We start from the raw sequence: 8,223 nt of genomic DNA on the forward strand, positions 1-8,223 counted from the left end.
TTTTAGTTTTACGTGGTTGCAACCCAGGGTTGCACATAAACAGATTTAGGATTTATCAGTGGCAAAACAAATTCAGGCAGTTCGCGGTATGAACGATTGCCTGCCAGGCGATACGCAAGTTTGGCAGAAAGTAGAGCACATTTTACGCGAGACCGTATCATCGTTTGGTTATCAAGAAATTCGTTTTCCAATTGTAGAATCAACCGACCTATTTAAACGCTCTATTGGTGAAGTAACCGATATTGTAGAAAAAGAAATGTACACCTTTGCCGATCGTAACGGTGATAATTTAACTCTGCGCCCTGAGGGTACCGCGGTGTGTGTACGTGCAGGCAACGAAAATGGCCTGTTATACAATCAAGAACAACGCCTTTGGTACATGGGCCCTATGTTTCGCCATGAACGCCCACAAAAAGGTCGTTACCGTCAATTTCACCAATTTGGTTTAGAAACTTTTGGTATTGCCAGCGCCGATATTGACGCCGAAGTTATTTTACTCACGGCGCAACTTTGGGAAGCATTTGGCATTACTGACCATGTGCGTTTAGAACTTAATTCATTAGGTTCAAACGAAGCTCGCGCACAGTACCGCGATGCCTTAATCGCCTTTTTAGAACAACATACCGATGTACTAGATGAAGATTCAAAACGTCGTATGTACTCTAACCCACTGCGCGTTTTGGATACTAAAAATCCAGATATTCAGGCAATCTTAGTCGATGCACCAAAGTTATCTGAACATTTAGATGCTGAATCAAAAGAACATTTTGAAAATTTATGTGAACGATTAGATGCCGCAGGCGTCAAATACGCGGTTAATGAAAAGCTGGTACGTGGCTTAGATTATTACAACCGCACTGTATTTGAATGGGTAACCGACAGCTTAGGTGCACAAGGTACTGTATGTGCTGGTGGTCGTTATGATGGTTTAGTAGAACAATTAGGCGGTAAATCAACCCCTGCGGTAGGTTTCGCGATGGGTTTAGAGCGCTTGGTTTTACTGCTTCAAGCACTTGAATGTGTAGGTGACATACGCCGTAGTGCTGATGTATATTTAGCAGCTATGGGCGACAAAGCCAGTATTCAAGCGCCTATAATTGCATCTACCTTACGTCGTGATGTACCTGGATTACGCGTAATGGTGCACGCTGGCGGTGGTAACTTTAAAAAACAACTTAAACGTGCTGATAAAAGCGATGCGCTCGTCGCAATTATTATCGGTGAAGATGAATTAGAGCAAAGCGTTGTGACTATTAAATACTTACGTGAACGTAAAGAACAAGTCACACTAGAACTAGAACAAGCTAAAACGTTACTTGCAGAACTAATTAATAGCTAAATTATATAAAGCGTAAGTAGTGAAGCGCTTTAACAGAGGTAAGCATGGAAATTTATTCAACAGAAGAACAACAAGCAGAAGCAATTAAACGCTTTTTTCGTGAAAACGGCCTTTCACTAGCGTTAGGCGTTATTGTTGGTTTAGGTGGTTTATATGGCTGGAAAGCATACAACCAAAATCAAATAACGACTGCAGAGCAAGCATCTGATGCATACACTAAGCTTGTTGAAAGCGACAGCGTATTAGCGTCTGCTGATGCATTTATCAGTGAAAACAAAGACACTCAGTACGCAACTCTAGCGGCATTTGTTGCTGCAAAAGAAGCGGTAGATGCACAAAAATTAGATGTAGCGAATGAAAAGCTAAGCTGGATTGTATCAAATGTCGATAACGCGCAGTTAAAAGCCATTGCCACTACGCGTTTAGCGCGTGTGCAAATTGCTCAACAACAATACGATGATGCATTAACCACGTTAAATTCGCCGTTGCCAGAGGCATTTAACGCAAATGTGGCTGAATTAAAAGGTGATATTTACACTCAACAAGGCAATAAAGAGCAAGCACGCGTAGCTTACCAAGCTGCTGTTGATGCAGGTGGAGTAACGAGCAATCCTCTTTTACAAATTAAGTTAGATGACCTAGCAGTAACTAGCCCAGCGGCATAAGGTTTTAGGCATGAGAAAAATAACAACAGCAACGCTTGCCCTATGTATGGCAACACTTATTGGCTGTTCATCAAGTGATGATGAAGAAGAACTGGTGCTTCCAGAAATAGCCAATCAATTTGAAACTGATGTGGTATGGCAAGAATCAATTGGTAGTGGTGTAGAGCATTACTTTTCACGCTTATCACCTGCTGTTTATAAAGAGACAGTGTATGTTGCTAGCCGTGAAGGCCAAGTAGAAGCCTTATCACTTGCCAATGGCGATACCCAATGGGAAACCGACGTTCGCCAAGATTTATCGTTTTGGCCTTGGAGCGATAACGATAGTGCAAAATTATCAGGCGGAATATTACAAGCTTATGGTAAAATCTATTTAGGCTCTGAACATGGTTATGTAATTGCACTTGATCGTGAGACTGGTAAAGAAGTTTGGCGTAAAAAAGTGCCAGGCGAATCACTGTCTAAACCTGCTGCAGGCGATGGTTTAGTGTTTGTTAATTTAGCATCAGGTAAGTTACTGGCCCTGCATCCTGATACGGGTGAAGAGCGCTGGAGCTTTGAGCAAGAAGTGCCAGCACTTACCTTACGCGGTCAAAGTTCACCAACCGTCGCTAATGGTGGTGTGTTGGTTGGCCTTGAAACAGGTAAGCTCAGTGTTTTAATTTCTGAGAGCGGCTACTCAGCGTGGAGCGCAGAAATTGCAGTAGCAAAAGGCGCATCAGAGTTTGAGCGTTTAGTTGATGTTGATACACAACCACTTATTAGTGGCCCGTTTGCTTATGCGATTGCATACAATGGGAACTTATCAGCAGTTGATATTCGTTCTGGTAATGTTGTATGGAAACGTGAATACAGCAGCTACCGTGAAATTGCCATGGATTTGCAAACAATTTACGTTGTTGATAGTAACGGCGTTGTTTATGCACTTGATAAAGATTCAGGCATTGAACGTTGGAGCCAACCCGCTCTTCGTGGCTGGTACTTAACAGGCCCAGCGGTTGCCGGTAATTATTTAGCGTTAGGTGACCAAGAAGGCAATTTGCATTGGTTAAATAAAGACACTGGCGAGCTAGTATCTCGTGAAGACTTTGACAGCTCAGGTTTTTTTGTTGAGCCCGTTGTCGCTGACGATAAATTGATTTTATACACCCGCGATGGTGAAGTTAGCGCGGTAAAAATACCGAACTAACTGTCTACTATTAGTGTAAGGCACTAATAGTTAATTATTTTTTGTAAGGCTTCGCACTGCGAAGCCTTTTGTTGTTTTTTAAAGAGGTAGTTTATGCTTCCCGTGATCGCTCTTGTAGGGCGACCCAATGTGGGCAAATCCACATTATTTAACCGTTTAACACGTACTCGTGATGCACTCGTTGCCGACTTTCCTGGCTTAACGCGTGATAGAAAATATGGCCAAGCAAATTACGATGGCTTTGAATTTATCGTGGTAGATACGGGCGGTATTGATGGCTCAGAAGAAGGTATCGAAACCGAAATGGCTGATCAGTCATTACTAGCCATTGAAGAAGCGGATATTGTTTTATTTTTAGTTGATGCTCGCGTAGGTATGACAGTGGCTGACCAAGCTATTGCTAACCACTTACGTAAGCAAGAGAAAAAATGTTTTGTTGTTGCCAATAAAACAGACGGCATTGATGCCGACTCAAACTGTGCTGAATTTTATCAACTTTCACTTGGTGAAGTTCATCATATCGCTGCCGCACATGGCCGTGGTATTACTTTACTGCTTGAGCAAACTCTTCAGCCTGTTATTGCTGAGCTTGCCGCTCTTGATGAAGATGTAGCCGATGACGATGAAGAACTTATCGACTTATATCAAGAAGGTGAAGAAGATGACACCGATCACCAAGCATTTGCCGATAAACCGGTAAAGCTGGCAATTATTGGTCGTCCAAATGTAGGTAAGTCAACCCTTACTAACCGCATACTAGGTGAAGACCGTGTTATTGTATACGACATGCCAGGTACAACCCGCGACTCAATTTACATTCCGATGACCCGTAACGACAAAGAATATATTCTTATCGATACCGCTGGTGTGCGTAAACGTAAAAAAGTAAGTGACGTGGTTGAGAAGTTCTCAGTCATTAAAACACTACAAGCAATTGAAGATTGTAACGTTGTGCTACTAGTGATTGATGCTCGCGATGGCATTTCTGATCAAGACTTAAGCCTGTTAGGTTTTGCGCTTAACTCAGGACGCTCATTGGTTATTGCCGTGAATAAGTGGGATGGCCTAGATAACTACGTTAAAGATCGTATTAAAACTGAGCTTGATCGTCGCTTAGGCTTCATTGATTTTGCCCGCCTACACTTTATCTCTGCTCTGCATGGTACCGGTGTTGGTCATTTATTTGAATCAGTTGACGAAGCGTATGAGTCGGCAACTAAGCGAATTAGTACTGCTATGTTGCGTCGTATTATGGACATGGCACAAGCGGATCACCAGCCGCCACTTGTTCGCGGTCGTCGTGTTAAGCTTAAATATGCGCATGCTGGAGGTTATAACCCGCCGCGTATCGTCATTCATGGTAACCAAGTTCATGATTTACCTGATAGCTACAAACGCTACCTAATGAACTACTACCGTAAAGCACTAAAAATTATGGGTACGCCAATCAAAATTGAATTTAGAGAAGGCGATAACCCATTTGCAGGGCGTACTAATAAAGTAACCTTGTCGCAAAAACGTAAAATTCGCGCGTTTAGTAAAGAAAACCGCAATAAAAGCTAGGTGCTAGGTCAAAATTAAATAGCGTACAATAAAAGTACGCTATTTTTTTATCTAAAATAAAGTAAGTAAGGAGAGCAATTAAACACACGCCTTAATGTTATAAAACAACGCATTAATTAAGTGAACTTGTTATTATCATAAAATCAGCGCGCATAAATAATAATTAAAATTTTAAAAAGTGAAATTCAACATGCTAAAAAAAACAATTTTAACTATTGCCTTAGCAGCCACCTCGCTGCCAAGCTTAGCCGACAGTAACAGCGATTTAAAAACCATTATTGATAACCACTGGCAAAACGCCAAAGCTGAGAAAATATTTTTTAGAACCGATCCTGATGGTTGGAAGCCCAACGGTACCCTACCCGATTGGAGCGAGCAAGCCATTGCGAAGCGCCAAGCTTACAACAACAGCGTACTAAAAAACTTAGCCAGCATTGATCCTAAAACGCTCAATAGCGAGCAGTTAATGAACTACCGCTTGTTTAAATATGAGCGAGAAACCGAGCAGCAAAGCTACCTTTACCAAGATAAATACTTTCCGGTTAATTTTTTAAGTGGCTGGCATACTTACTTTGCAGAAGCGCCGGCTAACATGGCCTTTTTAACCGCCGAGGATTACGATGCCTTTTTAGTGAGCCTTGGTGATTACCCGCGCTTTAATCAGCAAAACATTAATTTAATGAAGCAAGGCATTCAAACTGGTTTTACCCACTACTGCGAAACGTTTAAAAATTATGGCCAAAGTATTAGCGCCCATATAGTTAAACAACCTGAGAATAGCGCCTTATATGAGCCATTTACTCGCATCCCTAATACATTTAGCGCAGCGCAAAAAGAAACTTACCAAAATAAAGCTAAAGCGTTAATTGCCTCAAAAGTCGTGCCTGCTTACGAGCAATTTTATGACTTTTTTGAAAACGAATATATGCCACATTGTAGAGCGCAGCCCGGTATTGCAAGCATCAAAGGGGGCCTTGATTATTACAAATATACAGTAAATTATTACACCACAACAAATGCGACCCCCAAGCAAATCCATGAGCTTGGCCTTAAAGAAGTGGCACGCATCAAAGCGCAAATGCAAAGTATTATTGATAAAGTTGGCTTTGATGGCAGCTATAGCGAGTTTTTAGAATTTTTGGCAACCGATGAGCAATTTTACGCAACCGATCCCCAAGACTTGCTCGAAAAAACCGCCTTTATAACCCAAAAAATGTATGGCAAACTCCCTACTTACTTTGGCCACTTACCGCGCAATACTTTTACTATTAAAGGCTCAGCGAGTCGTGGCGCATTTTATATGCCACCGCCAGATAATCGTTCACCGGGGACTTACTTTTTAGCCTCAACTCCAAAACTGCAGCCTTTATATAATTTAGAAGCACTTAGCCTACACGAAGCCATACCTGGGCATCATTTACAAAACGCCATTGCGATGGAGTTAGACGTTCCTGAATTTAGACGCACACTGAGTCACTCAGCATTTGGCGAAGGCTGGGCACTTTATACAGAGCGTTTAGGTAAAGAAGCGGGCTTTTACCAAAGCCCATACAGTGACTTTGGCCGTTTAGGCTACGAAATGTGGCGCGCAGTGCGCTTAGTGGTTGATACCGGTATTCATGCCTTTGGCTGGAGCCGCCAAAAGGCGATTGATTATTTGGCTGATCATACCGCTTTGCCACAAAGCGCAGTGGAAGATCAAATAGACCGCTATATTTCTTGGCCAGGCCAAGCGCTTTCATACAAAATGGGCGAAATTAAAATACGCGAACTACGTGCCAAAGCCGAAAAACAGCTAGGCGCACAATTTGATATACGCAGCTTCCACGATACCGTTATTGGTCAAGGTTCACTCCCTATGGCGGTACTTGAAGATGTAATTAATGACTGGATAGCACAGCAAAAATCAGCTATTTAAAATAAAGCTAGAACAAATTGAGAGGCGGTATTGTTACCGCCTCTTTTTAAAGCCCTATTAAACACCTCAAAACTAATCCCTACCCGCTTTTGCTTCGTAAAGTTAATGATTTTAAAAACCAGAGCTTAAGTATGAAAAAACGTATTCTGTATTGGCTGCAAAATGATTTGCGCATTGATGACAACCCCATACTCAATGATTTATCACAACAACAATGTGAACTTGATATCGTATTTGTGATCAATCCTGCTTGGTTTAAAAGCAATAACTATCAACAAAAACCCTATGGTGTACATAAACAACGCTTTCTAATGCAAAGCCTATACGAGCTACAGGAGTCTGTTTTAGGGCTTGGCCAAACCTTGCATATTTTAGAAGGCGATCCTGTAAGGGTATTAACACAGCGTATTAATGAGCTTGGCATTGATGAAGTTGTTTATAGCGAGCAAATAGGCGTTTATGAGCAACGCCAAATTACCGCGCTTAAATCGAAATACGCTACTGTGGTATTTAAATCTGTGATGCAAGATACCTTATATCAACAGCAACAACTGCCCTTTGAACTTGCTGATTTACCAACCGGCTTTACCCCTTTTAGAAAAAAAATCGAAGCCACTGGTATCAGTTTATCCGCAGTGCCGTTCTCAGCAAAAAGACTTCCACCGCCTATTATTTTATGTGCTAAACAGCCTATATCAGAGCCGCCAACAGGAAACCCTTTACTCCAAGGTGGACACAAAGCCGGCCTTGCGCATTGTCTACAGTACTTTTCATCAGCTTTACCAAGCAGCTATAAAATCACCCGTAATGAGCTGGATGGCTTTGATAACTCGACTAAATTTAGTAGCTGGCTGGCTTTTGGTTGTATTAGTGCCAAGCAAATTTTTTGTGCAGTAGATGCCTATGAAGCGCAGCATGGGGAAAATGAATCAACATACTGGATCAAGTTTGAATTGCTCTGGCGTGAGTATTTTAAGTGGCATGCAATTAATGTGAAGCATCAGTTATTTACTTTTAAAGGTAAAAAACAAAGCTCGCCACTTACCACTTTTAGCCCGAACCGTTTTGCAAAATGGTGCCAAGGCAGTACCCCATTTCCGCTAGTTAACGCTATTATGAAAGAGCTTAACGCAACGGGCTTTATCACTAACCGTTCACGACAAATTGCAGCCAGCTGTTTAGTCAACGAACTACAACTAGACTGGCGCTATGGCGCTGCTTACTTTGAACAACAACTTATTGATTACGATGTAGCCGCTAATTGGGGCAACTGGCAATATATTGCTGGGGTTGGGGTCGATCCGCGCGGTGGGCGACACTTTAACTTGGCAAAACAAACCCAGCAATACGACCCACACGGTGTATACATTGCCAAGTGGCAAGGAAATGAGCATTGCGATGCACAATTAGATGACTTAGACGCCGCCGACTGGCCTGTGTAATAAGAAAACCTCGAACATAATACTGGCTAGCTGACTCTCGTTACAAGCCCAAGGTTAAGTCTTGGGCAAGTGTGCCGCTGGGCTTTTCTACCCAATAGCGCCAAGTG

General features: G+C 42.2%; 6 protein-coding genes. All 6 read left to right on the plus strand.

Annotation, left to right across the window (positions count from 1 at the left end):
* Positions 1-58 precede the first annotated feature (58 nt).
* Complete coding sequence (hisS, locus tag CWC14_RS03455; RefSeq protein ID WP_138561307.1) at positions 59-1,339, plus strand: histidine--tRNA ligase; 1,281 nt, start codon at positions 59-61, stop codon at positions 1,337-1,339.
* Between the two features lie 44 nt (positions 1,340-1,383).
* Positions 1,384-2,004, plus strand: a complete 621-nt coding sequence (locus CWC14_RS03460; RefSeq protein WP_138561309.1) for a YfgM family protein — start codon at positions 1,384-1,386, stop codon at positions 2,002-2,004.
* Between the two features lie 10 nt (positions 2,005-2,014).
* Complete coding sequence (bamB, locus tag CWC14_RS03465) at positions 2,015-3,193, plus strand: outer membrane protein assembly factor BamB (protein WP_138561311.1); 1,179 nt, start codon at positions 2,015-2,017, stop codon at positions 3,191-3,193.
* A 93-nt stretch (positions 3,194-3,286) separates the two neighbouring features.
* Positions 3,287-4,756: a ribosome biogenesis GTPase Der gene (der, locus tag CWC14_RS03470; protein ID WP_069439096.1), complete on the plus strand. Its 1,470-nt coding sequence runs from the start codon at positions 3,287-3,289 to the stop codon at positions 4,754-4,756.
* A 190-nt stretch (positions 4,757-4,946) separates the two neighbouring features.
* Positions 4,947-6,674, plus strand: coding sequence for a DUF885 domain-containing protein (locus tag CWC14_RS03475; RefSeq protein WP_138561313.1), 1,728 nt, complete (start codon positions 4,947-4,949; stop codon positions 6,672-6,674).
* Between the two features lie 131 nt (positions 6,675-6,805).
* Positions 6,806-8,116 (plus strand): DASH family cryptochrome, encoded by a 1,311-nt coding sequence (locus CWC14_RS03480; protein ID WP_138561315.1) that lies wholly within the window; start codon positions 6,806-6,808, stop codon positions 8,114-8,116.
* The last annotated feature ends 107 nt before the right edge of the window (positions 8,117-8,223 follow it).

Source organism: Pseudoalteromonas sp. S3260 (assembly GCF_005886925.1).
In the GTDB taxonomy this organism is placed as follows: domain Bacteria; phylum Pseudomonadota; class Gammaproteobacteria; order Enterobacterales; family Alteromonadaceae; genus Pseudoalteromonas; species Pseudoalteromonas tetraodonis.